Source organism: Bradyrhizobium huanghuaihaiense, from assembly GCF_025200885.1.
GTDB classification, from domain to species: domain Bacteria; phylum Pseudomonadota; class Alphaproteobacteria; order Rhizobiales; family Xanthobacteraceae; genus Bradyrhizobium; species Bradyrhizobium huanghuaihaiense.
In genome coordinates, this window is sequence record NZ_CP104172.1 from 344,237 (window position 1) to 370,383 (window position 26,147).

Consider the following 26,147-nt stretch of genomic DNA (forward strand, 5'->3'; position numbering starts at 1 on the left):
TTACACTCCGGATGACAGTTGGAGAATCGCGTAGATCGAGGCGAGTGCGACCGCGATCGAGAAGAAATTGTTGAGCATGATCGCGGTGAGCTTCAGCTTCTCGTTGTGAACGTAGTCCTCGATCACGACCTGCATGCCGATCTTCATGTGCCAGACGCTGGCGACGATGAAGAGCATCATGATGACGGCGATCGGCAGCGAGCCGAGGATCTGCTTGGCGCCGGCCTGGTTGCGGCCGAGCGTCATCATGATGATCACCAGCACCGGGATCATCAGCAGCGTCATCGCCACCGCCGTGAGGCGCTGGCGCCAGAAGTCGGACGTGCCGGAATGCGCGGCGCCGAGATTGCGGACGCGGCCGAGCGGGGTGCGCATGCTGCGCTTGGGCGAATCAGCTGTGCTCATCGTCCGCCTCCGATCGCGTAGGCGATGATCCAGATCAGCACCGTCAGAACGATGCCGCCGATCGCTGCGCCCCAGGTCAGCGCTTCGCGCTCATTGGCCTTGAAGCCGTAGCCGAGGTCCCAGACGAAGTGCCGGATGCCGCTCAGCATATGGTGCATCAGCGCCCAGGTGTAGCCGAACACGATCAGGCGGCCGATGATGCTGCCGGTGAAGGCCTGGACATGGGCATAGGCGGCGGGGCCGGAGGCCGCCGCGATCAGCCACCAGGCCAGCAGCAGGGTTCCGACGTAAAGGGCGATACCGGTGGCGCGATGGACGATGGACAGCGCCATCGTCAGCGTCCAGCGGTAGACTTGCATGTGTGGTGAAAGCGGTCGTTCGATCCGTGCGGTCATGGGCTTTTGATGTTGTATGGCGGCCTTGAGGGCGCGCGCGGGGATCGCGAAAGGTCGGCTCTATTTACGGAGTCGATTTCGCCTGCGCAATCACCAAATCGCCATAAATCGAACGCCGGTTCAGCTCTACAGCCTTGATGAAACAAGGCCAATCAGGGGCTTGGTATACCAGACCCTCGGTCCGCCAATGAAGAACAGAACTCAAATTCACTGTTTTAGAAGGGGCCGGGCGCGTTGAAATTACTATTGGAACACCTCTAAACGGACCATGCCGTCCAAACCGGGCAGAGATCGGCCAAAGGCGTCGCCAGCCTTAATTCTCCCCGCGGCAAACCTCCTCCTCACGAGCCAATTTCATCCGCTCCGGATATGCGCACCCTGCATTCCACCCCAGCCGCGGGGCGCTGCGTGTCGACCGCGCGAATCAGATCGCTTACAGCTTGGCACGCAGCCAACTCCGGACGCACGTTTCGGAGGCGCTGCGACCAGTCGCCGGGGCGGGTCAGGGTGATTCCAGGTCTTGATATCAAGGAGATCGTCGAGCTCGCGCTGCTGCTGATCGCAACCGGCGCGCTTTCGGGATTCCTGGCCGGCGTGTTCGGCATCGGCGGCGGCGCTATCCTCGTGCCGGTGTTCTACGAATGCTTCCGCATTGCCGGCGTGCCGCTCGAGGTGCGGATGCCGCTCTGCGTCGGCACCTCGCTCGCCGTGATCATCCCAACCTCGATCCGCTCGTTCCAGGCGCATTACAAGCGCGGCGCCGTCGATATGTCGATCCTGCGCGTCTGGTGGCTGCCGATCGTGATCGGCGTCGTCTCGGGGAGCGTCGTCGCGCGCTACGCGCCGGAGCGGCTGTTCAAGATCGTGTTCGTCTGCGTCGCGTGGTCGGCCGCGGCGCGCCTCATCTTCGCGCGCGAGGGCTGGAAGTTCGGCGACGATCTGCCGAGGGGCCCGCTGATGCGCGTCTACGGCTTCTGCGTCGGCATTCTGTCGACCTTGATCGGCATCGGCGGCGGCCTGTTCTCGAATCTGCTGATGACCTTCTACAGCCGCCCGATCCACCAGGCGGTCGCGACCTCGTCGGCGCTTGCGGTGCTGATCTCGATCCCCGGCGCGCTCGGCTACATCTATGCCGGCTGGCCGGCGGCGGCGACCTATCCCGGCATTGCAGCGCTGCAGATCCCCTTCGCGCTCGGCTACGTCTCGCTGATCGGCGCCGTGCTGGTGATGCCGATGAGCCTCGTCACCGCGCCACTCGGTGTGAAAGCCGCGCATGCGATGTCGAAGCGGACGCTGGAGGCCGCGTTCGGGTGTTATCTGTTTATCGTGGGCAGCAGGTTCGTGATGAGCCTCGTAGGCGGGCAGTGAGCGCGCCACATACTCCGTCATTGCGAGCGAAGCGAACCAATCCAGAATCTTTCCGCGGCGCCAGTCTGGATCGCTTCGTCGCAAGAGCTCCTCGCAATGACGAGGCGAGAGAGCGGGGCCCTTCTCACTTCTTCGCGTAAATATCCTTGTACGTATCCCGCAGCACGTTCTTCTGCACCTTGCCCATCGTGTTGCGCGGCAGCTCGTCGACGACGAAGACGCGCTTGGGCATCTTGAACTTGGCGAGCCGCCCATCGAGAGCCTTCAGCACCGAGGCCTCGCTGACGTCGGCGCCCTTGTTGCAGACCAGCACCGCGGTGACGCCCTCGCCGAAATCGGCATGCGGCACGCCGATCACGGCGGATTCGACCACGCCCGGCATGGCGTCGATCTCGCTTTCGATCTCCTTGGGGTAGACGTTGAAGCCGCCGGAGATCACGAGATCCTTGCCGCGGCCGAGAATGTGGACGTAGCCCTTGTCGTCGATCTTGCCGAGGTCGCCGGTGATGAAGAAGCCGTCGGGCCGGAATTCCGACTTGGTTTTCTCCGGCATGCGCCAGTAGCCCTTGAAGACGTTCGGGCCCTTCACCTCGATCATGCCGATCTCTTCGCGCGGCAATTCCTTGCCGGTCTCGGGTTCGGTGACGCGAACGGAGACGCCGGGAAGGGGGAAGCCGACTGCGCCGGGCACGCGTTCGCCGTCATACGGGTTCGACGTGTTCATGTTGGTTTCGGTCATGCCGTAGCGCTCGAGCACCGCATGACCCGTGCGCGCCGACCATTCGCGATGGGTGTCGGCGAGCAGCGGCGCGGAGCCGGAGATGAACAGCCGCATGTGCTTGGTGGTCTCGTGCGACAGCGCCGCGTTCTGCAGCAGGCGGGTGTAGAAGGTCGGCACGCCCATCAGCACCGTGGCGCGCGCCATCAGCTTGACGATGAGGTCCGGATCAAGCTTGGGCAGGAAGATCATCGACGCCCGCGAGAACAGCGTCACGTTGGTCGCCACGAACAGGCCGTGGGTGTGGTAGATCGGCAGCGCGTGGATCAGCACGTCCTTGTCGGTGAAGCGCCAGTAGCCGACCAGCGAGAGCGAGTTCGACGCGAGATTGTCGTGCGTCAGCATCGCGCCCTTGGAGCGGCCGGTCGTGCCCGAGGTGTAGAGGATCGCGGCGAGATCGTCGTTTTCGCGCGGCACCGTCGTAAACTCGCTGCTCGCCTTGTCGGCGGCTTCCGTCAGCGAGCCCTTGCCGTCAGCGCCGAGCGTTTCGACCTTGGCCTTCACCTTGGCGGCGATCGGCGCGAGCCCTTCCGCCTTGGAGGGATCGCAGACCACCAGCGACGGCTCGGCATCGCCGATGAAGTAGTCGAGCTCGTTCAGCGTATAGGCGGTGTTCAGCGGCAGATAGACCGCGCCGGCCCGCACGGTCGCCAGATACAGCACGATGTTGGCGACGGATTTCTCCACCTGCACGGCGACGCGGTCACCCGGCTTCACGCCGCGCGCAACCAGCACGTTTGCCATTTGGCCTGCCCGCGCGACCAGATCGCCATAGCTGATATGGGCGCCGTCCTGCGTCTCGATCGCGAGGCGTTTGGGATCGTCGAGGCCGTCGAACAGGCGGGAAAACAGGTTGGCGTTGGCTGCGTGGTTCATGCAAGATTTCCTCGACCGCAAGACTGACAAGGCCGGTCAAAACCGAGGGCTGGATTAGCAAAAACCGCCCCAATGAAGCAACGGAGACAGTTTGCATGTCAAAAAACGGGAAACGCGTGGCCTGGGTGACGGGCGGCGGCAGCGGGATCGGGGAGGCCGGCGCCGAGGCGCTTGCGGCTGACGGCTGGACGGTGGTGGTCTCGGGCCGCCGCAAGGACGCCCTGGATACCGTGGTTGCGAAGATCACGGGGGCGGGCAGGGCAGCCGAGGCGATCGCGCTGGACGTGTCTGACGCCGCCGACGCCCAGAAGGCGGCGGATCAGATCGTCGCGAAGCACGGCCGCATCGACCTCCTGGTCAACAATGCCGGTATCAATGTTCCCAAGCGCAGCTGGAAGGACATGGAACAGGAGGGCTGGGACAAGCTCGTCCAGGTCAATCTCAACGGTGTGCTCTATTGCATGCGCGCGGTGCTGCCGACGATGCGCAAGCAGCAGGACGGATCGATCATCAACGTCTCCTCCTGGGCCGGCCGCCACGTCTCGAAGATGCCGGGCCCGGCCTACACCACCACCAAGCATGCGGTGCTGGCGCTGACCCATTCCTTCAACATGGATGAATGCGTCAACGGCCTGCGCGCCTGCTGCCTGATGCCGGGCGAGGTGGCGACACCGATCCTCAAGCTGCGCCCGGTGGTGCCGAGCGAGGCGGAGCAGGCCAGGATGCTGCAGCCCGAAGACCTCGGCCGCACCATCGCCTTCATCGCCTCGATGCCGCCGCGCGTCTGCATCAACGAGCTGCTGATCAGCCCGACGCATAATCGCGGATTCATCCAGACGCCGCTGAGCAGGGATTGATGGCCCGTAGCCCGGATGGAGCGAAGCGCAATCCGGAACAGTTCGATCCGCACGCGAGAACCCCGGATTACGCTACGCTCCATCCGGGCTACTCCCCGTCATTGCGAGCGAAGCGAAGCAATCCAGAAATGTGTCCGCGGTGACAGTCTGGATTGCTTCGTCGCTTCGCTCCTCGCAATGACGGTGCGGATGCACCCCCACGAACATCCCCCCGCATATTTTCACGCATCACAAAGAATTTTTCCCCGAAACCGCATCGCAAACCCTCCCGTAGTTCGGTCCAACGACGGCGCTGCTGCTTCACGCCAAGGGGTCGCAAGCACCGTTGTTGCCCAACTCAAGCGCCGGCCGTCGCCGGCTCAATTCAATCGGGAGACTCTCCATGTCGAAGCGCATTGCCTATCTCGCTGCCGCCGCCTTCAGCGCCCTCGCCATCACCGCGACCGTCGTCGCACCTGTGCGTGCCGAGGAAAAGACCGTCATGGTCGGCGGCGCCGCGATGTTCCCGTCCAAGAACATCGTGCAGAACGCGGTCAACTCGAAGGACCACACCACGCTGGTCGCGGCGGTGAAGGCGGCCGGCCTCGTGCCGACCTTGGAAAGCAAGGGCCCGTTCACGGTGTTCGCGCCGACCAACGCCGCCTTCGGCAAGCTGCCGGCCGGCACCGTCGACAGCCTGGTCAAGCCTGAGAACAAGGCGACGCTGACCAAGATCCTCACCTACCATGTCGTGCCCGGCAAGCTCGAGGCCTCCGACCTCACCGACGGCAAGAAGCTGAAGACCGCCGAGGGCGAGGAGCTGACGGTCAAGAAGATGGACGGCAAGACCTGGATCGTCGACGCCAAGGGCGGCACCTCGATGGTGACGATCACCAACGTCAACCAGTCGAACGGCGTCATCCATGTGGTCGACACCGTGCTGATGCCGGCGACGTAACACCGCGGACCCCTGTTTCATCCCCCGAACAGAGTGCTTTGCGATGGCGAGCCGGGGGTGCCCGGCTCGCTTTTTTGTGACCAGCATAGCCTTCGGGCATCGATTCGATGGCCAACGGGGCGTAACGAAAGCGGACGCATCGGCGTATATTCGGTGTCACACGACGTTCAGGACGGAACCACCATGGCGAGCCTCACAGTCACCGACGAGCAGGTCAGGTCCACCCCGACCAAAGTGATCCAGCCGGCCTGGGTCCGCGTCATGCATTGGATCAACGCCCTCGCCATGATCCTGATGATCCTGTCGGGCTGGCAGATCTACAACGCCTCGCCGCTGTTCGGCTTCAGCTTCCCGCGTGAGTACACGCTCGGCGGCTGGCTCGGCGGCGGCCTGCTCTGGCATTTTGCGGCGATGTGGCTGCTGATGATCAACGGTCTCGCCTATCTCATCACCGGTTTTGCCACCGGCCGCTTCCGGAAAAAGCTGCTGCCGATCACGCCATCAGGCGTGCTGCATGACGTCAGGGCTGCCCTGACCTTCAAGCTCGGCCATGACGACCTCACGGTCTACAATTACGTGCAGCGCCTGCTCTATGCCGGCATCATCGTGGTCGGCGTGCTGATCGTGCTCTCCGGCCTTGGGATGTGGAAGCCGGTGCAGCTCTATTATCTCGTGATGCTGTTCGGCGACTATCCGACCGCGCGCTACGTGCACTTCTTCTGCATGGCCGCGATCTGCGTCTTCCTCGTCATTCACGTCCTGCTCGCGCTGCTGGTGCCGAAGAGCCTGCGCGCGATGATCATCGGGCGATAGAGCATGATCCGGAAAAGTGGGAACCGGTTTTCCGACAAGATCATGCTCAAAACAGATATGTGAGAATAGCGATGGCTAAGCGTTCATTCCTGATCCCCGGCGTCGACAAGCGGCTGCTCATCAAGGACGCCATCAAGACGATGCCGGATTTTACCCGTCGCCGCTTCATTGCGGGCGGCGCCAGCTTAGGTGCGCTGACGCTGCTGACCGGCTGCGACGTTGTCGACTCGTCCTCGGCCGATACGCTGCTGTCGCAGGTCTCAAAGTTCAACGACGCCGTGCAGGCCTTCATCTTCAATCCCGACGCGCTGGCGCCGACCTTCCCCGAGAGCGCGATCACAAAGCCGTTCCCGTTCAACGCCTATTACGATCTCGACGACGCGCCTGATGTCGATGGCAAAGACTGGAAGCTCGAGGTGCGCGGCCTCGTCGACAACAAGAAATCGTGGACGCTGGACGAGCTCTACAAGCTGCCGCAGGTGACGCAGATCACGCGTCACATCTGCGTCGAGGGCTGGAGCGCGATCGGCAGCTGGACCGGCACGCCCTTGCGCGATTTCCTCAAACTGATCGGCGCCGACACGCGCGCGAAATATGTCTGGTTCCAGTGCGCCGACAAGGATGGCTACAACTCGCCGCTTGACATGCGCAGCGCGCTGCATCCGCAGACGCAGATGACGTTCAAATACGCGAACGAGATCCTGCCGCGTGCCTACGGCTTCCCAATGAAGATCCGCGTGCCGACAAAACTCGGCTTCAAGAACCCGAAATACGTGGTCTCGATGGAAGTCACCAACGACTACAAGGGCGGCTACTGGGAAGACCAGGGGTATAATTCGTTTAGTGGGAGCTAGCTCCGCGGAGTTAACCCAATCGTCGTCCCGGCGAAGGCCGGGACCCATAACCACAGGGAGTGGTTTGGTGAAGACTCGTTGTTCGGTACACCTACCTTTCGCGCTCGAGAGATCACGCGGTATGGGTCCCGGCCTTCGCCGGGACGACACCGTCTATGCCGAACCTTTCGGCCCCACCTTCCGCTGACACAGCGCCGCCACCGCACCCAGCGCCAGCAATGCCGCCGAGACATTCAGCGCATAGCTCAAGCTCCCCAGCGCATCCGTGATCGCGCCGACCACGATCGGGCCGAGCGTCTGGCCGACGCCGAACGAGATCGTCATCGCCGCGATCGCGGTCGGCCACACCTCGGGCGGATAGTTGAAGCGCACGAAGGCGGTGGTCGAGCCGACCACGGCGAAGAAGGCGACGCCGAACACGATGGCCGACACCGCGAGCCAGGCCGGCGAATGCCCCAGCATCGGCAAGGCGGCACCGAGCGCGTTGGTGCCGAGGATGATGGCAGTGGCGAGCCCGCCGCGGTCGAGCGCCAGCACGCCGCGCCAGGCCCAGGGCGTGACGAAGGCGGACAGGCCGATCAGGCTCCAAAACGCCGCCTGCGCCGCGGCGCCGCCGCCGCCGTCGCGCACATAGGCGATCATGAAGGTCATGTAGGCGATGTAGCCCGCGCCGAACAGGAAATAGCCGGCCAGATAGATCAGCACGGGAAGAATCGCGAAGGCGGCATGGCCGCCTTCCGAGAAACGTATACCGCTTTCGATGCGGATCAGGAACAGCGGGATCGTCATGGCGACGGACAGCAGCGTCAGCGCCCACCACACCAGCCACCACGAGCCCGGCCCGAAATGTTGCAGCGTGAACGGGGCGATCAGTCCCGATGCGAGAATGCCGATGCCGGGTCCGGCATAGAACAGGCTGAGCAGGAAATTGGCCCGCTCGGGGCGCGACTGCGCGATCGCCGCGGCCAGCGCGCCGCCGGCGACGAAGCCGGCCGCGGCGCCGAGGCCCAGCACGAGGCGGGCCAGGCTCAGCGCGACGAAATTGCCTGATAGCGCGCAAGTTGCGAGCGCGGCGACGCAGGCGAGGGTTCCGCCGCGGATCGCGGCCGACCAGCCGACGCGCCGGATCAGCCGGGACGCCACCAGGGCCCCCACGAGATAGCCGACGGCGTTGATGGTGTTCATGAAACCGGCCGCCGAGTAGGACCAGCCGAGGTCCTCCCGCATGTCGGGCAGCACCAGTGCATAGGCAAAGCGGCCGATGCCGAGCCCGACCGTCGCGGCCAGCGACAGGGTCAGGATCAGCCGCGCGGGATGCGCCTCTAGCGGGGGGCGGTCAGGGGCGTGCAAGGGGTAACTCCGGCCTATGCAGTGTGGCAGGCCCCGTCCGCCTTGCACAGCCGCACCCCGGCAATGGTGTCTTGCCAAGCGCGCAACGCCGCTCTAGCACTCCGGCCGAACCGTCATTCCGGGGCGCGCAAAGCGCGAGCCCGGAATCCATAACCACGATCGGGAGTATGGATTCCGGGCCCGCGCCTAAGGCGGCGCGTCCCGGAATGACGAGCTGGTATTGAGAGGAAACGACCATGGCGACCCACAAATTGCTGCTGCTCCCCGGCGACGGTATCGGCCCGGAGGTGATGGGCGAGGTGAAGCGGCTGATCGACTGGCTGAATTCGGCCGGGATCGCCAAATTCGAGACCGACACCGGCCTCGTCGGCGGCTCCGCCTATGACGCCCACAAGGTGTCGATCTCCGAGGGCGACATGGCCAAGGCGCTTGCGGCCGACGCCATCATCTTCGGCGCGGTCGGCGGCCCGAAGTGGGATGCGGTGCCTTACGAGGTGCGCCCGGAAGCCGGCCTCTTGCGCCTGCGCAAGGATCTCGCTTTGTTCGCCAACCTCCGCCCCGCGGTGTGCTACCCGGCGCTGGCGGACGCCTCGAGCCTGAAGCGCGAGGCGGTCGAGGGCCTCGACATCGTCATCGTGCGCGAGCTCACCGGCGGCGTCTATTTCGGCGAGCCCAAGACCATCACCGATCTCGGCAACGGCCAGAAGCGCGCCATCGATACCCAGGTCTACGACACCTATGAGATCGAGCGCATCGGCCGCGTCGCCTTCGAGCTTGCCAGGAAGCGCAAGAACAAGGTGACGTCGATGGAGAAGCGCAACGTCATGAAGTCGGGCGTGCTCTGGAACGAGGTCATGACCCAGATCCACAAGCGCGAATATCCCGACGTCACGCTCGAGCATCAGCTCGCCGATTCCGGCGGCATGATGCTGGTGAAGTGGCCGAAGCAGTTCGACGTCATCGTGACCGACAATCTGTTCGGCGACATGCTGTCCGACATCGCGGCGATGCTCACGGGCTCGCTCGGCATGCTGCCCTCGGCCTCGCTCGGCGAGGTCGACGTCAAGACCAAGAAGCGCAAGGCGCTGTACGAGCCCGTGCACGGCTCGGCGCCCGACATCGCCGGCAAGGGCCTCGCCAACCCGATCGCGATGATCTCGTCCTTCGGCATGGCGCTGCGCTATTCGTTCGACATGGGCGATCTCGCCGACAAGGTCGACGCCGCGATCGCCGCGGTGCTGGCCAGCGGCCTGCGCACCGCCGACATCAAGTCGGAAGGCACCACGGCTGCTTCCACCACGCAGATGGGCGAAGCGATTTTGAAGGAATTGCAGAAGCTGCACGCGTAAGGCTTGCACCGCTCTTGTAGGGTGGGCAAAGCGAAGCGTGCCCACGCATCTTTTCCGACCGAGAGAGATCGTGGGCACGGCGCAAAGCGCCTTTGCCCACCCTACGGCACCTTCATCGGAGCTCCCTCATGGATGCCACTTCCCGCCCAAAGATCGCGGAAACCATCATCCATGAAACGGTGCGCCGGCGCGAGGCGCAGATCGGGCGGCGCTGCGAGGTGCTCGCCAACACCCGCATCGAATATTCTACGCTCGGCGACTACTCCTATCTCGGCGAGAATTGCGAGGTCGCCGACGCGGCGATCGGAAAATTCACGGCGATCGCCAATTCGGTGCGGATCGGTGCGCCGAACCATCCCATGGGCCGTCCGTCGCAGCATCGCTTCACCTATGTCCCCGAATATTACGAGGCGTCGGCGACGCGCGACCGCGACTTCTTCGCGGACCGCCGCGGCGATCGCGTGATCGTCGGCAATGATGTTTGGATCGGTCACGCCGCGATCCTGCTGCCGGGCGTGAGCGTCGGCGACGGCGCGGTGATCGCCGCAGGCGCTGTCGTCAGCCGCGATGTCGAGCCCTACACCATCGTCGGCGGCGTTCCCGCGCGCGCCATCCGCAAGCGCTTTCCGGATGCCGTTGCGGCAAGCCTGCGCCGCATCGCCTGGTGGGATTGGCCGGATGCGCTCATTTTCGAGCGCCTCGGCGATTTCCGTTCGGAGGGAATCGAGGAGTTTTGCCGGCGGTACGATCCGGCGGCGAACGCGTAGCCTCAGCCGTCATTGCGAGGAGCCCGCGCCAAAATTGCGTAGCAATTTTGCGCTGGCGACGAAGCAATCCAGAATCATTCCGCAGAGAGATTCTGGATTGCTTCGCTGCGCTCGCAATGACGATGGAGAGGCAGGTGTGCCCCACGGCATCCCTTAAAACAAAAAGGCCGGGCGTGAGCCCGGCCTTTTGATTCGGTTCTGACGCCCGCCTCAGTACAGCGGGAAATTCCGCGGATAGCCGCCGACGTCGGCCGGCGTGCTCAGCGGCTGGCGATCGATCGGCCGGTTGTTGTTCTCGCGTGCGAAGGTCGGATAGCCGATCTCCGGCGGGAAGGCGTAGTCGGTGAACTTGCGGTCGCCCGGATTGACCTCGGTGCCGCCGTCGAGCCAGGAGCGCTTGCTCACATAGATGCGGGTGCGGCCCTGCTGATAGACCGCGTTGGGGCCGCTCGGGCCGTAATAGGGCCGGCCGCGCTCGTCATAGCGCTTGGTCTTGGTGTCGGCCGCAGCCGGCGTCGCGAACGCGATGGCAATCGCGGCGCCCGCCGCAAGCAGCGTCGCCAGTTTGTTCGCGGCAGAGAATTTCGAGCTCATCACGTCCCCTTCAGGCGGCACGCCGCCAGTCGATTTCGCCCCATACTAGCCCGGCCGGGGTGGTTGCAACTAGGTCTATTGGGTCACACCAGCCCGGAATAATCGGGCGTACCGGCAAAAGTTGCATGCAAACCAGCCACTTGGGCTTGATGCAGATCCTTGGTGCCGGTCAAAGCGCCCCGCGCAATTGCGCATTCGCGGCGCCGAGCAGCCAGTCCGGAGAGCCCTGAGACGATCCTTGGGGCTCGCAGCCCCGGCGCTTCAGCTCGGCGCGGGCGAACAATTCCGCCAGCTTCGGCTCGTTGCCGGAGGTGAGCAGCGTCAGCCGGTTCAGCGCGCAGGCGATCGCCGCGCGCCGGGCGGGCAGCGTATCGCCCTGGCAGGAGAAGCCGGAGATCTGCAGCGCCGGCTCCTCGCTGCGCTTGAGGTAGCCGAGGCAGGCCACCTTCGCCGTGCCGGTCGGCCGGAACAGGGCAACGGGGCCGAATTTGGTGTCGATCAGGCCGGCCTGCTCGAACGGAGCGTCCGCACCCAGGCCCATCTGGATGGCGAGGTCGGCCGCTGCCGGGCGGGCCACGTCGAATTCGCCGCCCTCCCGGTAGATCTCGAGCTGGGCCACGGGCTTCTCCGCCTCGCCCGTCCAGCGCATCACGTCCCTGCGGCCCCCTTCGGGATGCCGAAGGATGGCGTAAGATACTGTTTTCTCGGATGAATCGAGCCGGGTGACGGCGAACGCCGGATGCGAGCGGTCGGCCACGCTCCAGTCCGGCTTTGAGGCGGGCTCATCGTCGCGCAAGGCAGGTAGCTGGCCGAGGGCGGCGAGGCCCAGGATGGCAAACAGGAGCAGCGCCCCCACATAGGCGAACAGGCGTGCCACCGTGCCGACCACCTCGTCGGCGAAGGCTGCGAGCGTCAGATGGATCTGGGTAGGGCTAACGGCCGTCCTGGCCTCAGGCGACTGCATCCACGGCCTTCGGGCATGGTCCAACGTTGTCTTGAGCCCGGTTCTCGCATAGAAGCGCTGCTCTTCCTGTTTAAGCGTCAGCTTCAGGAACGGGCTTTTTCATCGGAGAGTGAACGATGGGTTACAAAGTCGCAGTCGTCGGCGCGACCGGCAATGTCGGACGGGAAATGCTCAACATCCTCGATGAGCGCAAATTCCCCGCGGACGAGGTCGTGGCCCTGGCGTCGCGCCGCAGCGTCGGCGTCGAGGTCTCCTATGGCGACCGCACCCTGAAGGTCAAAGCGCTCGAGCATTACGACTTCTCCGACGTCGACATCTGCCTGATGTCGGCGGGCGGCTCGGTGTCGAAGGAATGGTCGCCGCAGATCGGCGCCGCCGGCGCGGTCGTGATCGACAATTCCTCGGCCTGGCGCATGGACCCGGACGTGCCGCTGATCGTGCCCGAGGTGAACGCGGTCGCGACCGAAGGCTTCAAGAAGAAGAACATCATCGCCAACCCGAACTGCTCGACCGCGCAGCTCGTGGTCGCGCTCAAGCCGCTGCACGACAAGGCGACGATCAAGCGCGTCGTGGTCTCGACCTATCAATCGGTCTCGGGCGCCGGCAAGGACGCGATGGACGAATTGTTCTCGCAGACCAAGGCCGTCTACACCAATGACGAGCTGGTCGCGAAGAAATTCCCCAAGCGCATCGCCTTCAACGTCATCCCCCACATCGACGTCTTCATGGAGGACGGCTACACCAAGGAAGAGTGGAAGATGATGGCGGAGACCAAGAAGATCCTGGATCCCAAGATCAAGCTCTCCGCGACCTGCGTGCGCGTGCCCGTGTTCGTCGGCCACTCCGAAGCCGTCAACATCGAGTTCGAGAATCCGATCACCGCGGACGAAGCCCGCGAGATCCTGCGCAAGGCGCCCGGCTGCCTCGTCATCGACAAGCAGGAGCCCGGCGGCTACGCCACGCCGTATGAAGCGGCCGGCGAGGACGCCACCTATATCAGCCGCATCCGCGAGGACGCGACGGTGGAGAACGGTCTTGCCCTGTGGTGCGTGTCCGACAATCTGCGCAAGGGCGCAGCCCTCAACGCGATCCAGATCGCGGAAGTGCTGATCAACCGCAAGCTGATCACCGCGAAGAAGAAGGCGGCGTAAGACACGTCACCGCTGCCGTAGGGTGGGCAAAGCGAAGCGTGCCCACCACCTGCATTTTGATCGAGAGAGATGGTGGGCGCGGCGCTTCGCGCCTTTGCCCACCCTACCAGAGCGGCGGCCTAAGCCCCGCCGCGCGCGTTCCGAAATTCCTTCGCGACCTTGTCCAGCACGAACAGCGATCCCTCCGCGACGCCGAAATAGGCGCCGTGGGTCTGCATCTGGCCGGCATCCACGGCCTTGCGCACGAACGGGAACGTCATCAGGTTTTCCAGGCTGCGGAACACCGCGGCCTTCTCGATGCGCTCGACGAACTGCGCCATCGATTCGTGGTCGCGCTGCTCGACCACCTCGCCGGGCTTGATGAACATCTGCATCCATTTGCCGATGAAGTCGCCGGGCGTCAGCGGCTCGATCTTGTCGACGAAGGCGCGGATGCCGCCGCATTGCGCATGGCCGAGCACCACGATGTGCTTCACCTTCAGCACCGTCACCGCATATTCCAGTGCCGCCGAGACGCCATGCGCGTTGCCGTCGGGCTGATACACCGGCACGAGGTTGGCGATGTTGCGGACGACGAACAATTCGCCCGGCCCGACGTCGAAGATCACCTCGGGCGAGACGCGGCTGTCGCAGCAGCCGATCACCATCACTTCCGGCGACTGCCCCTTCACCGACAATTCGCGGTAGCGGGTCTGCTCGGTCGGCAGCCGCTGGGTGGCGAAGGCCTTGTAGCCTTCCAGCAAATGCTCAGGGAATGTGATCATGGCCTATGCCTAACCATAGAGCCCGGGAACGAACAAGCCTTTCGAATAGGCAAGCCAAGTGCTATCGGCTCAGGTCAGAAGACAGACGAGGAAACTGGAAGGAACGATCGCATGACCCGCCCGCGCCGCAGTCATCTGTTCATGCCCGGCTCCAACCCCCGCGCACTGGAAAAGGCCAAAAATCTCTCCGCCGACGGCCTGATCCTCGATCTGGAAGACTCCGTCGCCCTCGAGGCCAAGGCGGTGGCCCGCGACGGCATCGCCGCCGCGATCGCGGCCAAGGGCTTTGGCAAGCGCGAGGTCCTGATCCGCACCAACGGTCTCGACACACCCTGGTGGGCCGATGACGTCGCGATGGCCGCCAAGGCCTCGCCCGATGGCATCCTGGTTCCAAAAGTTTCAAGCATCGAAGATCTCGACGCCATCGGCCGCCGCCTCGCCGAGCTTGGCGCTGCGCCCACCGTCAAGGTCTGGGCCATGATCGAGACCGCGCGCGCCGTGCTGCATGCCGAGGAGCTGGCCGCCGCCGGGCGCGATCCGAAAACACGCCTGTCCGGTTTCGTGTTCGGCCCGAACGACATCTCGCGCGAGACGCGCATCCGGATGCTGCCCGGCCGCGCCGCGATGATCCCGATGATCACCCACTGCATCCTGGCGACGCGCGCCCATGGCCTCGAGATCCTCGACGGCCCCTACAGCGACATCGCCAATTCCGACGGCTTTGCCACCGAATGCGCGCAGGGCCGCGACCTCGGCTTCGACGGCAAGACGCTGATCCATCCCTCGCAGATCGAAGCCTGCAATGCGATCTTCACCCCGCCCGAGGAGGAGGTCGCGCGCGCGCGAAAAATCATCGCGGCGTTCGAATTGCCGGAGAACGCCTCGCGCGGCGCGATCCGTCTCGACGGCGCCATGGTGGAGCGCCTGCACGCCGACATGGCGCGGCGCACGATCGAGATCGCGGACGCGATCGCGGCGATGAGCAAGGGTTGAGGTATCAACTCGGCAAAGCGATATCCGTACCCGCTCCGCCGGAAGCGACGATGGCGCTTGCCCGAAGCGGCGCATGGGTCGGCTGCGGCGCCGCCAATTCCTGGCAATACATCCGATCGATCTTGCGCTGCATGAGCGCATAGCAATCGCATGCGATCCTCTCGAGCCGCGTCCGATGGATCTCGACAAACCCGCGCCGCTCGGACGGGATGGCGCCGGCCTCACGCAGCTTGTTCATCGTCAGAGTCACTGTCGGCCGCCGCACCCCGACCAATTGCGCCAGCGCCTCCTGCGTCACCGGAAGCAGGTCCTCGGGAACGCGGTCGTGAAGCTGCAGGAGCCACCGCGCCATGCGGCCATCCACCCGGTGCAGCGCGTTGCAGGCGGCAACGTGCTGAAGCTGCAACAGCACGGCGCGGGCGTGGACCTGCACGACATTCCTGATGGCTGCGCTTTGCGCATGGGCAGCGCGAAATTTGGCGGCGGAGATCACCGATGCAGTGCCGGCCATGCGGGCAATCGCGGTCACGGATGAAGGCGACGGGCCGAGCACGGAGAACGAGGCCAAGGCGCCCTCCCGTCCCATCAAGGTGGTCGCGACCGTTTGCCCGTCCGGCATATCGAGCATGAAGGCGATGGCGCCGCTATGGGGAAAATAGACCGGGTCGAGCTCATCGCCCGATCGCACCAGGACGGCATCGGGTTCGAACGAGACCTTCTGGAAGTGGGGCGTAAGCAAACCGAGATCCGCCGGCGGCAACGCCGCCAACAGCCGATTCCCGATGCCCTTGCGGTGGACGGTCACGGTGTCCTCTGTTGAACGAGCACCCAATGAACGACGGGAACCATCTGTTTCATTCGCCATGATTATCCGAAATGCGAATTGCGGAACGGTAACGATCCAAACAGAGCTAATAGTCGAGATCAAGCACGGATAATTGCGGTGAGCATTCCCGCATCCTCGCCGTGCAAACAGTCATACTATTTACGCCCGTTGCCACCAGGCGATGCGCACAAGGTGGGAGCTCTGCTGTACGCCGCCATCAGCGGTCCGGCAGATGGTCGAGGCTTTTCCCGTTGCGGTGGTGAACAGGGGTGCTACCCTCGAAGCGTTTTAGATCATTAGATCCGGGCAATTCATTGATGCGGTTTTTTGGGGCAGCCGTCCTTCTCGTCACCTCGCTTTTGTTCACTCAGCCGGCCCTTGCGCAGTCTCGGGTTGCTCTTGTCATCGGCAATGGCGCCTACGAGAAGGTGCCCGAGTTGCCGAACCCGACTCGCGATGCGGCCGATATCGGCCGCGCGCTGGAGCGGCTGGATTTCAAGGTCACCCAGGTCAGGAACATGACCGCGCAAGAGATGAGGAAGGCCGTCGTCGAGTTCGGCCGGTCTGCCGAGGGGGCCGATCTCGCCGTCGTGTTTTACGCCGGGCACGGCATGGAGGTCGGCGGCGAGAACTGGTTGATTCCGATCAGCGCAGAGCTGCGCAGCGACACCGATATCGAGAGCGAGGCCATCAGCCTGCGTTCGGTGAGCCTTCAGGTTTCGAAGGCGCGGAAACTGGGCCTCGTCATCCTCGACGCATGCCGCAACAATCCCTTCGCCGCAAAGATGAAGCGGTCGATCGCCACCCGGGCCGTGGCTCGAGGACTTGCGCCGACCGAGCCGTCCGACAACGTTCTGATCGCGTACGCCGCCCGGGACGGGACCACGGCGAGCGACGGCGATGGCCGGAACAGTCCTTTTACCGCGTCGCTGCTTCGCCACATCGAAACACCGGGCCTCGAGATATCGTTTCTGTTTCGCCGGGTCCGCGACGACGTGATGGCGGCGACCAGGCGCGAACAGCAGCCCTTCGTGTACGGTTCCTTATCGAAGGAAGAGATTTACCTGAAAGCGCCCGCCGCGAGTGCTCAGGCTCCGGCCGCATCACCGCCGGCGGCTGCGGCTCCTGCAGAGGACGAGAAGTTTTGGCTGGCGATCCAGACGTCGACCGTGGCAGCCGTGTTTGAGGAGTTTCTGACCAAATATCCGCGCAGCGGCCATGCTGCAGAGGCTCGCCAGCGGATCAAGGATCTCAAGGCCAGCGAATTGGCGGCCGTGCCGTCCGTCAGCGCCTCTCCGGCGTCGGATGCGAGCGGGCGCCAGGGACCAGATACGAAAGCCGTCGTCCGAAACGTTTTTGCGCCCGAGGATAACCAGAAAGTTGCTGCCATCGCGGCGGCTCAGCAGCTCAAGCTGCCGAGCTTCACGATCTCGTCCAGTCGGGACGTCCAGCCCAAATCCGATTCCAGATTTGTTGGTGTGTGGTCCAACAAGCGTGGGTGGACGAATGGCAAGGGCCGCTATGCCATGCTGATCGTTACCGAGGTGTCCGCCACGGGATTGGCCAAGGGGTACTATCTCTGGGGGCCGCCGACAAAGGCATCTTGGGTCAAAGACGAGGCCGGGTATCAATCGTTCGCAGAGTATATTACGGACAACAAATTCTCGATCACCGGGACGCCCGTTACGGTCAGGATGGAGAAGAACGTTCTGGCCCTCTCTTCCTTCAGGAAGGAGAAGCCATCCGAGACTGCGAGCATAGAGCTTCGCCCAGTCTGGCAGCTTGTGCCGGTGCCGGAGGACGTCGAGCCTTCAACCAAGCGCGAAAAGGCCGCGCAGCCTCATGCCGTCAAAAAGGAAAATGCCGCAGAGTCGCACGTTCCGGGGGGGGTCGGCGGAGCGAGCATGGAAGAGCGCTATCGGGCCTGCAAAAAGCTCGTGAAGGGATTTGCCCGGCGCGAGGCCTGCGCGCGAACTGGCGTGATTTAGCGGCGCATCTGGTCGGCTACGAAAGCGTCACACAATTCACACGGGAATAATGTCGGCTGTTTTTCGTGACGCCGTGACGCGACATGCGCGAAGCGAAGCGGCGTATTGGAACTGCCGCTTGAAGAGGTCCCCCAATGACGACGATTGACAGGATCTACATCCTCGACGGAGGCATTGCGGAGGTCGAAGACGGTTCGATCTATTCTCCCGGCATCAATGTCGGCGTCCCCATGACGCTAAGCTGCAATGCCTATCTCATCCGTCATCGCGGTGCGTGGCTGATCTGGGACACCGGCATGGAGGATGATCTGGCGAAGCATCCGGAAGGGCGCATCATTGCGCATGGCATACGCGGCATCGTGCGCCGTCCCATCGCGGACCAATTGGATGAAATCGGGGTGCGGCCCCGCGATATCAGCACGATCCTCCTTTCCCACGCGCATTTCGATCATATCGGGAATGTCGATCTGTTCGAAAATGCAAGATGGATCGCTCAGCGGGCCGAGTTCGAGGCCATGTTCGGACCGGAGCCTGAAGAATTCGGCTACTCATTTCAGCACTACAGGATGTTGAAAGAGCGGCCTTACGAGATCGTCGATGGTGACCACGACATCTTCGGTGACGGCGCGGTGCGCATGATCTTCACGCCCGGCCATACGCTCGGGCATTGCTCGCTGATGGTGAGGCTGCCGCGGCGCGGCGCCGTGCTGCTGAGCGGCGACGTCGCGCACAATCGGGAGAACCTCCGGCACATGCGCGTGCCCTCATTCAATGCCGACCAGCAGGCAACGGTCGCATCCATGGCCAAGGTGGTCGAGCTGCTTCGCGTCGAGAACGCCGAAATCTGGATCAATCATGATACCGCAGAGAGCGTTGAGCTGCCTCACGCGCCGGATTGGATCGAGTAAAGACGCGCGTCACCGCGGCGCGAGGTCGGCGCGGTCGAGCGACTCCAGCGTCGCGGCGTTGCCGCAATAGCCGTGATAGTTCTCCGCGGCGGTGCCCTCGGCGAGATCGCGGTCGCACTCTCCCTTGTGATTGCAGAGCGAGCAGACCCGCTCCATGTCGCGGAGCAGCAGCGGTTGTGCGCGGCCAAGCCCTTCGGCACTGATGCCGAGCTGCTCCAGCATCTTCGGCAGCTCGTCGGCGGCATGCTTGCCGTGACGGACCAGCTCTTCGAGATCATCAGGCGCGATCCTGAGATCGCTCGCGATGCGGTTGAAATCGGCGCGATCGAGCTGCCGCATCTCGTTCATCTCGCGGCAATGCTTCAGCCAGTTCGCGAAGGACTCGATGAGGTCCTGAACGATGGGATAAGGCCTGCTTGCGGTGCTCATGCGAGGCTCCGTTGGGGGCGTGGAATTGGAGCCAGATTAGGCACAATGGTGCAGGAGCGCGTTGCGCTGGATCAAATTGAGAAACGGTCGACAGTCTCGTGTCCCGGACGCGCTGCAGCGTGCAACGCTGCTGCGCAGAGCCGGGACCCAGGAGCGCGGCGAGATGGGTCCCGGCTCTGCGGAGCGGCACTTCGCGCCGCACCGCGTCCGGGACACGCGATGAATGCTACGCGAACCGCTCCGCCGCCCAGGCATACAGGCTGCCGGGAATCGGCTTCTCGCCGCCGCGGCCCTTGGGCGAGATGTGCAGGCCGATGATCTCGGGGTTGGTGACGAGGCCGAGATAGCTCGAGGGATCGAAGAATAATTTCGGCTCGGCATGCACGGCGTAGAACGACTGCTTCGGCAGCGCGTTCTGCAACTCGCCGGTGCGGCGCGCGAGCGCGGTGAGTGCCGCAGGCCCGTAGATCGCGACACGTATATCGGAGAGACGGTTCGAGCCGCCGCGCAGGCGGCGCATCATGAAGGTGATGCGGTGGCGCGCCGACAGCCAGTTCGGCGTCAGCTCCTCCTGCTCCATCAGCTCTTCAAAGGCGGCGACGATGCCGTGCTCGGCCGGCAGGTAGATCACGGAATTGCCGAGCTGGCGCGGTCGCTCCCAGGCGAAGTAGGGTTTTGCCGGATCGATCTCGACGGGCTTCAAGAGCAGCACGTCGGCGTCGAGCCAGAGGCCGAGGCCCTTCGCCATCAGCTTCATGCGGAAGAAGTCGCTGAACTGCAGCGTGGTCCAGTCGCGCCAGCTTCCGTCCGGCTGCGGCGGCCGCAGCCGTTCCGAGAACGCATGCGGCAGGATCGCCTCGGCCTCGGCATTCTCGACGCCCGCCGGCAGGCCGGGAATGGGGTCGAAGCTGTAGACCGTGACCTTGTGGCCGGCCGCGAGCTGCGAGCGCAGACAGGTCTGACGCAGCGCGTCCATTGGCCCATGCCAGAAGGTGACGATCTCGGGGAGCATGCACACAAGCTTAGGAGATAATGCGGGCAAAGAAAAAGCCCCGGCGCTGACAGCACCGGGGCTTCAAACGAGACTAAAGATCAGGCCCAGGCGCGTTCGCGCTTGAGCTTGTCCTCATAGGTGTCGATCGAGGCCTTCTTCTCCATGGTGAGGCCGATGTCGTCGAGGCCGTTGATCAGGCAGTGCTTGCGGAACGGGTCGATCTCGAACTTGACCTTGCCGCCGTCGGGACCGCGGATTTCCTGGTTCGGCAGGTCGATCGTCAGCGTCGCGTTGGCGCCGCGCTCGGCGTCGTCGAACAGCTTGTCGAGGTCTTCCTGCGAAACGCGGATCGGCAGAATGCCGTTCTTGAAGCAGTTGTTGTAGAAGATGTCGCCGAACGAGGTCGAGATCACGCAGCGGATGCCGAAGTCGAGCAGCGCCCAGGGCGCGTGCTCGCGGCTCGAGCCGCAGCCGAAATTGTCGCCGGCGACCAGCACCTTCGTATTGCGATAGGCAGGCTGGTTGAGGACGAAATCCGGGTTCTCGCTGCCGTCGTCCTTGTAGCGCTGCTCCGAGAAGAGCCCCTTGCCAAGGCCGGTGCGCTTGATGGTCTTGAGGTACTGCTTCGGAATGATCATGTCGGTGTCGACATTGATGATCTTCAGCGGCGCCGCGACGCCTTCCAGCGTGGTGAACTTGTCCATGGTTGCGCTTTCCCGGGTAGGTCTGGGGGAACCGGCTATTTATCGCGATCGGGGCAGGAATCCTAGGCCGAATTCGGCAGGTCTCGTCTGCTTGGCTGGATCAAGCCTCGGCCGAGGTGCGCCCCCTCTCCCGCTTGCGGGAGAGGGTTGGGGTGAGGGTTCTCTCCTCTAGGGGATTGTCCCGTTGCGGGGACACCCTCTCCCCAACCCTCCCCCGCAAGCGGGGGAGGGAGCGTACCTTCCGCGTGTCGCGCCCTACTCTGCCTTAGCCTCAATCGCGGCCATATCGTCGTCCGAGAGGCCGAAATGGTGGCCGATCTCGTGGATCAGGACGTGGCGGACGATGTGGCCGAGGCTTTCGTCGTGCTCGGCCCAGTAGTCCAGGATCGGCCGGCGGTAGAGCCAGACCATGTTGGGCAGCCGCGCCACGTCGCCAAGGCTCTGCTGGGGCAGGCCGACGCCCTGGAATAGGCCGAGCAGGTCGAACTCGCTCTCGCAGTCCATCTCGTCCAGGACCTCCTCGGTCGGGAAGTCGTCGACACGGAGGATCACGCCCTCGCAGAGCTTTCGAAACTCCGCCGGCAGGCGCTCGAAGATGTCATGGGCCGTCGCTTCCATCTCGGCCAGCGAGGGCGCTTTCAATTCCGTCCACATGCGACTCTCTTAACGCGGGTTCCGTGGCAATGCATCCGGCTTTATAAGATTGGGCCAAGAAGGAGCGTTGACGTCCCGCGCGAAAACGGGGAGCGTACGGCGCATCAAGGGGTTGGCAGAGGTCAGTGGTGATGTGATGCGGGCGGGAACAGCAGTACCGGTTCTACTGTGCATGGGGTTGTTTTCGACTTTTTTTGTCGGCGCTGAGGCCAATGCCCAGGCGCAGATGGCTGCCCCCGAAATCCGGCTGGCCCAGGCGGTCTCGCCCGACGACGTCCCCCCGCCGCGCAGGCGGCCTCCGGCGCGCCTGCGGGTGACGCCCTATTACACCCCTGATGGCGTCTATCCGCGCTACAATCCGGGCCCCGACGCGGTCCGCGAGTGCAACGCCACCTATGTGCAGGAATACAGGCCGAGCGGCACGGTGATCGTGCCGCGCATGCACTGCTTCTGGCGCCGGGGTTGACGCCCGCGTCGGCGAGCATCGCGGTGGCCTCGTGAGGATCGTCATGGCGAGATGGATTGCACTAGCCGCTGTTGCCGTCGTGCTTGCCGCGAACCCGCCTCGCGCTTCCGCTGCACACAGGGTGGCGATACCTGAGGCCTCCGCGGGAATCGCGGTTTTCGATGCGCGGCGACACGCGCGAACCCCTGACATCGTGCGGCCTGCCGTGCGCCGTGATCCGCGCTATTACGCGCGGCCCGTCTATTACCGACCCTATCCCTACGGCGTGCCCGCACCTTTCGTGCTCGGCTACGGACCGTTCTGGTGATCCGCTAGCCGGGCGTAGATCCCTTGACCAGCAGCACTGTCGCCTGCGCGCCCGCCTTGCGATCGCGCGCGATGTCTTCGTACTCGGGCGAGTTCGAGAAGGCGAGGAATGCGGCCTCGTCCGGAAACGACATCATGACGAGCTTGTCGTGCGGCCATGCGCCTTCGAGCACGCGCGGATGTTCATCGGCGGCGAGCAGCCGCCCGTTGTACTTTTTGAACACGTCGAAGAACCGCGCCTGATAGCGGTCATAGGCCGCGCGGTCGGTCATCTTCAATTGCGCAATCGCGTAGACGGTCATTTCGAATATTCCTTCGCAATCCTGTAGCCCGGATGGAGCGTAGCGAAATCCGGGATTCGTGCGGCGTGTGACACCGTTCTCGGATTGCGCTGCGCTTCATCCGGGCTACGGCGTCATGCACCTCATGCATTCATGAGGCATTCACGTCGCTGTCCGTAACTTAATCTCGGGAGCGACTGCAAATGAACAGCGGCGGCGCGAGACGCTGCGCCACAACGCCGCTGTCCACATACAGGGAGGAGTCCATGCTGCGGAGTTTGGGTCTCAGGGCAGGCCCGATGCGCTTGCTCGGGATTGCGGCCGCTACGACGTTGATGCTGACGGCGGGGAGCACGCATCGCGCTGAAGCGCTCACCTTGATCAATCCGGCAACGTCACCTGCGACCAAAGCTGCGGCCGACGACCTCGTCACGCAGGTCCGGCATGGCGGCGGCGGACATGGTGGTGGCGGACATTTTCACGGCGGCGGTGGCTTCCGCGGTGGCGGCGGACATTTCGGCGGCTTCCGCGGCGGCGGCTTTCATGGCGGCGGCTTCCGCGCCGCGCCGGCCTTTCACGGCGGCGGCATTCGCTACGGCGGATTCCGTCATTATGGCGGCTATCACCGCCACTGGGGCTATCGTCCCCATTACGGCTATCGCCACTTCCACCGGCGCTATTATTACGGCGGCTACTATCCCTACTACCACTATCCGCGCCGCTGCCGGATCATCTGGACCTATTACGGCCCGCGCCGCATCTGCCGCTGGCATCGCTGGCACTATCCGTACCGCTATTGGTAAGCACGATCGAAATGAAAAGGGCGCCTCAAAGGCGCCCTTTGTTCATCCGGTCATCACAGCCAATCCTTCAGCTTCCACGACGAAGCCTTCCAGCGCATCAGGTTCTCGACCTTCCATTGCCTGAACATCGCCGGCGGCCAGCGGCTGAGCTTGGAGGTCTCCTCGACCTCCGGCTTGGCGACGACGCGAAGCGGCGTGGCGCGCCGCCGGTGCTGGCGTGTCGCCTCGCTGATCAGATCGACATATTCGGGCTTGTTGACCATCGTTTGCGTCCTCGCGAACCGTCGCGAGGACGCAGTGTCGTTGCGGGCGATTAACGGCGCTTTGCCGCGATCGCTACAATTGCAGGAACTGGCTTACCGCCAGTCCCTGACGTCGACGAAGTGACCCGCGATCGCCGCGGCCGCCGCCATCGCAGGCGACACCAGGTGCGTGCGGCCCTTGAAGCCCTGGCGGCCCTCGAAGTTGCGATTCGAGGTCGAGGCGCAGCGCTCTTCCGGCTTCAGCTTGTCCGGGTTCATGGCAAGGCACATCGAGCAGCCTGGCTCGCGCCATTCGAAGCCGGCCTTGATGAAGATCTTGTCGAGACCCTCAGCCTCGGCCTGCTCCTTCACGATGCCGGAGCCCGGCACGACCATGGCGTTGACGCTGCCTGCGACCTGCTTGCCTTCCGCGATCTTCGCAGCGGCACGCAAATCCTCGATGCGGCCGTTGGTGCAGGAGCCGATGAAGACGCGGTCGAGCTTGATGTCGGTGATCTTCGTCCCCGCGGTCAGGCCCATGTACTTCAAGGCGCGGTGCTTGGAGAGACGCTTGGCCTCGTCCGCGATCTTGTCCGGATCGGGCACGATGCCGGTGACCGAGATGACGTCCTCTGGGCTCGTGCCCCAGGTCACGATTGGCGGCAGTTTTGCAGCATCGAGGCGCAGCTCGTGGTCGAAATGCGCGCCTTCGTCGGAGCGCAGCTTCTCCCAGTAGCGCATCGCCGCGTCCCAGGCCGCGCCCTTCGGCGACTTCGGACGGTCGCGCAGGAAGTCGTAGGCCTTCTGGTCGGGCGCAACCAGGCCGGCGCGCGCGCCGCCTTCGATCGACATGTTGCAGACCGTCATGCGGCCTTCCATCGAGAGCGAACGGATCGCATCGCCTGCATATTCCAGCACGTAGCCGGTGCCGCCGGCGGTGCCGATCTCGCCGATGATGGCCAGGATGATGTCCTTGCCGGTCACGCCGTCGGGCAATTGGCCGTCGACGGTGACGCGCATGTTCTTGGCCTTCTTCTGGATCAGCGTCTGCGTCGCCAGCACGTGCTCGACCTCGGAGGTGCCGATGCCGTGCGCGAGCGCGCCGAACGCGCCATGCGTCGAGGTGTGGCTGTCACCGCAGACGATGGTGGTGCCGGGCAGGGTAAAGCCCTGCTCGGGGCCGATGACGTGAACGATGCCCTGACGCTTGTCGAACTCGTTGTAATATTCGATGCCGAATTCCTTGGCGTTCTCGGCCAGCGCCTTGATCTGCTCGATGCTCTCGGGGTCGGGGTTCGGCTTGGAGCGGTCGGTGGTCGGTACGTTGTGGTCGACGACCGCGAGCGTCTTCTCGGGCGCATGCACCTTGCGGCCGGTCGCGCGCAGGCCTTCGAACGCCTGCGGCGAGGTCACCTCGTGCACCAGATGGCGGTCGATATAGAGCAGGCAGGTGCCGTCGTCGGCTTCGTGCACCAGATGGTCGTTCCAGATCTTGTCGTACAGGGTGGTCGGCTTGGACATGAGCTTGAGCTCCGGGAATGTTGTGTCAGCGGATAGCGCGCCTCGCGCGCGGGCAACGAAATCGTCAGCGCAGCTTTTAGGCTGCGCGCGTAAGCTCTGACGTTGCCGAGGTCGCGAAACGTCCGAAGAACCGTCCAGGCAGCCGCGAGCGATCGTCGATGACGATGCGCCGGACGGGTGCGAAGCTGGTCAGATCTGGAAACATTCTAGAAGCTATATAGCATGCAGCGGTAAAAGCGCGAGAGCCTAGCGGCATCGTCATTGCGAGGAGCCCTTGCGACGAAGCAATCCAGAATCTCTCCGCAGAGACAGTCTGGATTGCTTCGCTGCGCTCGCAATGACGAGGTCGGGGAGGGCGTCCGGCCAAACAAAAAAGCGCGGAGCCGAGCCCCGCGCTTTCGAAAGACTTGCCTGATGGCGAAGCTTACTCGCCGACGGCAGCCTGACGGTCCTGCTTCTCGACGATGCGGGCCGACTTGCCGCGAAGGTTGCGGAGGTAATAGAGCTTGGCGCGACGCACCTTGCCGCGGCGCACCACCTTGATCGAGTCGATCATCGGGGAGAGCAGCGGGAACACGCGCTCGACGCCCTCGCCATAGGAAATCTTGCGGACGGTGAAGCTCTCGTTGAGACCGCCGCCGGAACGGCCGATGCAGACGCCTTCATAGGCCTGCACGCGGGTGCGGTCGCCTTCGACGACCTTCACGTTGACGATCACGGTGTCGCCGGGCGCGAATTCCGGGATCTCCTTGGTGGCGGAGAGCTTCTCGAACTGCTCTTTTTCAAGCTGTTGGATCAGGTTCATGGGGT

29 protein-coding genes are annotated in these 26,147 nt (G+C 64.0%); 13 read left to right on the forward strand and 16 right to left on the reverse strand.

Going from position 1 to position 26,147, the window contains the following annotated elements:
• Together sdhD and sdhC are read right to left on the reverse strand one after the other, a co-directional pair.
• Complete coding sequence (sdhD, locus tag N2603_RS01615) at positions 1 to 405, reverse strand: succinate dehydrogenase, hydrophobic membrane anchor protein (protein WP_260387442.1); 405 nt, start codon at positions 403 to 405, stop codon at positions 1 to 3.
• Positions 402 to 800, reverse strand: a complete 399-nt coding sequence (gene sdhC / locus N2603_RS01620) for a succinate dehydrogenase, cytochrome b556 subunit (protein WP_260387443.1) — start codon at positions 798 to 800, stop codon at positions 402 to 404. The genes sdhD and sdhC overlap by 4 nt, the downstream gene beginning before the upstream one ends.
• Before the next feature lie 507 nt (positions 801 to 1,307).
• Here sdhC and N2603_RS01625 point away from each other — a divergent pair.
• On the forward strand, positions 1,308 to 2,168 hold the full coding sequence (locus N2603_RS01625; protein WP_260387444.1) for a sulfite exporter TauE/SafE family protein: 861 nt from the start codon (positions 1,308 to 1,310) through the stop codon (positions 2,166 to 2,168).
• Between the two features lie 124 nt (positions 2,169 to 2,292).
• Here N2603_RS01625 and N2603_RS01630 read toward each other — a convergent pair whose 3' ends face one another.
• The gene (locus N2603_RS01630) at positions 2,293 to 3,822 is read right to left on the reverse strand and encodes a malonate--CoA ligase (RefSeq protein ID WP_260387445.1); all 1,530 of its coding nucleotides are present in this window, start codon (positions 3,820 to 3,822) and stop codon (positions 2,293 to 2,295) included.
• A 95-nt stretch (positions 3,823 to 3,917) separates the two neighbouring features.
• Between N2603_RS01630 and N2603_RS01635 the strand changes: the two genes are divergently transcribed.
• From N2603_RS01635 to N2603_RS01650, 4 genes are all read left to right on the forward strand, one after another.
• Entirely contained in the window at positions 3,918 to 4,679 is a 762-nt protein-coding gene (locus N2603_RS01635) for an SDR family oxidoreductase (RefSeq protein ID WP_260387446.1), read from the forward strand.
• A gap of 382 nt (positions 4,680 to 5,061) precedes the next feature.
• Positions 5,062 to 5,616, forward strand: a complete 555-nt coding sequence (locus tag N2603_RS01640; protein WP_018645154.1) for a fasciclin domain-containing protein — start codon at positions 5,062 to 5,064, stop codon at positions 5,614 to 5,616.
• Positions 5,617 to 5,799: 183 nt separating this feature from the next.
• The gene (locus N2603_RS01645) at positions 5,800 to 6,429 is read left to right on the forward strand and encodes a cytochrome b/b6 domain-containing protein (protein ID WP_018645155.1); all 630 of its coding nucleotides are present in this window, start codon (positions 5,800 to 5,802) and stop codon (positions 6,427 to 6,429) included.
• 71 nt (positions 6,430 to 6,500) lie between these two features.
• A complete protein-coding gene (locus N2603_RS01650) occupies positions 6,501 to 7,283 on the forward strand; it encodes a molybdopterin-binding protein (protein WP_018645156.1) in 783 nt (260 codons plus the stop codon).
• Positions 7,284 to 7,436: 153 nt separating this feature from the next.
• Here N2603_RS01650 and N2603_RS01655 read toward each other — a convergent pair whose 3' ends face one another.
• Positions 7,437 to 8,633: an MFS transporter gene (locus N2603_RS01655; protein WP_260387447.1), complete on the reverse strand. Its 1,197-nt coding sequence runs from the start codon at positions 8,631 to 8,633 to the stop codon at positions 7,437 to 7,439.
• 236 nt (positions 8,634 to 8,869) lie between these two features.
• On the opposite strand from N2603_RS01655, the gene leuB reads away from it, so the two are divergent.
• Together leuB and N2603_RS01665 are read left to right on the forward strand one after the other, a co-directional pair.
• Positions 8,870 to 9,982, forward strand: coding sequence for a 3-isopropylmalate dehydrogenase (gene leuB, locus N2603_RS01660; protein WP_260387448.1), 1,113 nt, complete (start codon positions 8,870 to 8,872; stop codon positions 9,980 to 9,982).
• 128 nt (positions 9,983 to 10,110) lie between these two features.
• Positions 10,111 to 10,749 (forward strand): DapH/DapD/GlmU-related protein, encoded by a 639-nt coding sequence (locus N2603_RS01665; protein ID WP_260387449.1) that lies wholly within the window; start codon positions 10,111 to 10,113, stop codon positions 10,747 to 10,749.
• Between the two features lie 210 nt (positions 10,750 to 10,959).
• Here the strand turns inward: N2603_RS01665 and N2603_RS01670 are convergent, their stop codons facing one another.
• Positions 10,960 to 11,343, reverse strand: coding sequence for a hypothetical protein (locus N2603_RS01670; protein WP_260387450.1), 384 nt, complete (start codon positions 11,341 to 11,343; stop codon positions 10,960 to 10,962).
• Between the two features lie 169 nt (positions 11,344 to 11,512).
• Complete coding sequence (locus tag N2603_RS01675; RefSeq protein WP_260387451.1) at positions 11,513 to 12,307, reverse strand: hypothetical protein; 795 nt, start codon at positions 12,305 to 12,307, stop codon at positions 11,513 to 11,515.
• Positions 12,308 to 12,423: 116 nt separating this feature from the next.
• Here N2603_RS01675 and N2603_RS01680 point away from each other — a divergent pair, with 116 nt between their 5' ends.
• Entirely contained in the window at positions 12,424 to 13,458 is a 1,035-nt protein-coding gene (locus N2603_RS01680; protein WP_260387452.1) for an aspartate-semialdehyde dehydrogenase, read from the forward strand.
• Between the two features lie 119 nt (positions 13,459 to 13,577).
• On the opposite strand, the gene N2603_RS01685 is transcribed toward N2603_RS01680, so the two are convergent.
• Positions 13,578 to 14,222, reverse strand: coding sequence for a carbonic anhydrase (locus N2603_RS01685; RefSeq protein WP_260387453.1), 645 nt, complete (start codon positions 14,220 to 14,222; stop codon positions 13,578 to 13,580).
• A gap of 111 nt (positions 14,223 to 14,333) precedes the next feature.
• Here N2603_RS01685 and N2603_RS01690 point away from each other — a divergent pair, with 111 nt between their 5' ends.
• Complete coding sequence (locus N2603_RS01690) at positions 14,334 to 15,215, forward strand: HpcH/HpaI aldolase/citrate lyase family protein (protein ID WP_260387454.1); 882 nt, start codon at positions 14,334 to 14,336, stop codon at positions 15,213 to 15,215.
• A gap of 4 nt (positions 15,216 to 15,219) precedes the next feature.
• On the opposite strand, the gene N2603_RS01695 is transcribed toward N2603_RS01690, so the two are convergent.
• The gene (locus N2603_RS01695) at positions 15,220 to 16,020 is read right to left on the reverse strand and encodes a Crp/Fnr family transcriptional regulator (protein WP_260424430.1); all 801 of its coding nucleotides are present in this window, start codon (positions 16,018 to 16,020) and stop codon (positions 15,220 to 15,222) included.
• Positions 16,021 to 16,358: 338 nt separating this feature from the next.
• Here N2603_RS01695 and N2603_RS01700 point away from each other — a divergent pair, with 338 nt between their 5' ends.
• Together N2603_RS01700 and N2603_RS01705 are read left to right on the forward strand one after the other, a co-directional pair.
• A complete protein-coding gene (locus tag N2603_RS01700) occupies positions 16,359 to 18,029 on the forward strand; it encodes a caspase family protein (protein ID WP_260387455.1) in 1,671 nt (556 codons plus the stop codon).
• 296 nt (positions 18,030 to 18,325) lie between these two features.
• Positions 18,326 to 18,937, forward strand: a complete 612-nt coding sequence (locus N2603_RS01705; RefSeq protein WP_260387456.1) for an N-acyl homoserine lactonase family protein — start codon at positions 18,326 to 18,328, stop codon at positions 18,935 to 18,937.
• A gap of 9 nt (positions 18,938 to 18,946) precedes the next feature.
• Here N2603_RS01705 and N2603_RS01710 read toward each other — a convergent pair whose 3' ends face one another.
• From N2603_RS01710 to N2603_RS01725, 4 genes are all read right to left on the reverse strand, one after another.
• Entirely contained in the window at positions 18,947 to 19,366 is a 420-nt protein-coding gene (locus N2603_RS01710; protein ID WP_260387457.1) for a hypothetical protein, read from the reverse strand.
• A 226-nt stretch (positions 19,367 to 19,592) separates the two neighbouring features.
• Positions 19,593 to 20,378: a glycosyltransferase family 32 protein gene (locus tag N2603_RS01715; protein WP_260387458.1), complete on the reverse strand. Its 786-nt coding sequence runs from the start codon at positions 20,376 to 20,378 to the stop codon at positions 19,593 to 19,595.
• 80 nt (positions 20,379 to 20,458) lie between these two features.
• A complete protein-coding gene (leuD, locus tag N2603_RS01720) occupies positions 20,459 to 21,064 on the reverse strand; it encodes a 3-isopropylmalate dehydratase small subunit (protein WP_011083326.1) in 606 nt (201 codons plus the stop codon).
• Between the two features lie 255 nt (positions 21,065 to 21,319).
• Positions 21,320 to 21,718 carry a metallopeptidase family protein gene (locus tag N2603_RS01725; protein WP_260387459.1) on the reverse strand — a complete coding sequence of 133 codons (399 nt, stop codon included), beginning with the start codon at positions 21,716 to 21,718 and terminating at the stop codon, positions 21,320 to 21,322.
• A 172-nt stretch (positions 21,719 to 21,890) separates the two neighbouring features.
• On the opposite strand from N2603_RS01725, the gene N2603_RS01730 reads away from it, so the two are divergent.
• Positions 21,891 to 22,184, forward strand: coding sequence for a hypothetical protein (locus N2603_RS01730; RefSeq protein WP_260424431.1), 294 nt, complete (start codon positions 21,891 to 21,893; stop codon positions 22,182 to 22,184).
• A 311-nt stretch (positions 22,185 to 22,495) separates the two neighbouring features.
• On the opposite strand, the gene N2603_RS01740 is transcribed toward N2603_RS01730, so the two are convergent.
• Positions 22,496 to 22,792 carry a DUF1330 domain-containing protein gene (locus N2603_RS01740; RefSeq protein WP_260387461.1) on the reverse strand — a complete coding sequence of 99 codons (297 nt, stop codon included), beginning with the start codon at positions 22,790 to 22,792 and terminating at the stop codon, positions 22,496 to 22,498.
• A gap of 245 nt (positions 22,793 to 23,037) precedes the next feature.
• Between N2603_RS01740 and N2603_RS01745 the strand changes: the two genes are divergently transcribed.
• Complete coding sequence (locus N2603_RS01745) at positions 23,038 to 23,574, forward strand: hypothetical protein (RefSeq protein ID WP_260387462.1); 537 nt, start codon at positions 23,038 to 23,040, stop codon at positions 23,572 to 23,574.
• A 53-nt stretch (positions 23,575 to 23,627) separates the two neighbouring features.
• On the opposite strand, the gene N2603_RS01750 is transcribed toward N2603_RS01745, so the two are convergent.
• From N2603_RS01750 to rplS, 3 genes are all read right to left on the reverse strand, one after another.
• A complete protein-coding gene (locus N2603_RS01750) occupies positions 23,628 to 23,837 on the reverse strand; it encodes a hypothetical protein (RefSeq protein ID WP_260387463.1) in 210 nt (69 codons plus the stop codon).
• A 93-nt stretch (positions 23,838 to 23,930) separates the two neighbouring features.
• Positions 23,931 to 25,337 (reverse strand): 3-isopropylmalate dehydratase large subunit, encoded by a 1,407-nt coding sequence (leuC, locus tag N2603_RS01755; RefSeq protein WP_260387464.1) that lies wholly within the window; start codon positions 25,335 to 25,337, stop codon positions 23,931 to 23,933.
• 424 nt (positions 25,338 to 25,761) lie between these two features.
• Entirely contained in the window at positions 25,762 to 26,142 is a 381-nt protein-coding gene (rplS, locus tag N2603_RS01760) for a 50S ribosomal protein L19 (protein ID WP_018643929.1), read from the reverse strand.
• Positions 26,143 to 26,147 lie beyond the last annotated feature (5 nt).